Origin of the sequence: Geobacillus sp. ZGt-1 (assembly GCF_001026865.1) — a bacterium.
Lineage (GTDB): Bacteria > Bacillota > Bacilli > Bacillales > Anoxybacillaceae > Geobacillus > Geobacillus thermoleovorans.
Genome location: NZ_LDPD01000045.1, coordinates 1 through 438, shown reverse-complemented (window position 1 = coordinate 438; position 438 = coordinate 1). Strand labels below are relative to the sequence as shown.

1 protein-coding gene is annotated in these 438 nt (G+C 41.1%); it reads left to right on the top strand.

The window, feature by feature from the left end; translation table 11 throughout:
- Nucleotides 1–58: 58 nt before the first annotated feature.
- Nucleotides 59–438: helix-turn-helix domain-containing protein (locus tag VU18_RS15375; RefSeq protein WP_047758423.1), on the top strand; the 380-nt coding region annotated here is incomplete at its 3' end.

The window sequence follows — 438 nt, the reverse complement described above, 5'->3', positions numbered from 1 at the left end:
GGAGGAATCGCTTTTTTTGTGTTTTTGTATCACTTTTAGTGAAAGAGAGGTGAGACAAATGGACATGACGTTAACAGCCAAAATAAAAATTTACCCAACAGCGGAACAAGCAGAAGTATTGAAAGCCACCCTTTCCGCTTATCGACAAGCGTGCAACGCTGTGTCTGTTGTGATTTTTGACACAAAAGTGCTTGTACAAGCCAAGTTACACGACATGACCTATCGTCTACTTCGATCAAACTACGCTTTGCGTTCGCAAATGGCGCAATCTGTGATTAAAACGGTGATCGCTAGATACCGTTCCCTAAAAAGCAATGGTCACGAATGGACATTGGTTCGCTTTAAAAAACTTGAATATGATCTCGTTTGGAATCGAGATTATTCGCTTGTTCAAGGCGTATTTTCTGTCAATACGCTAGAAGGACGAATCAAAGTACC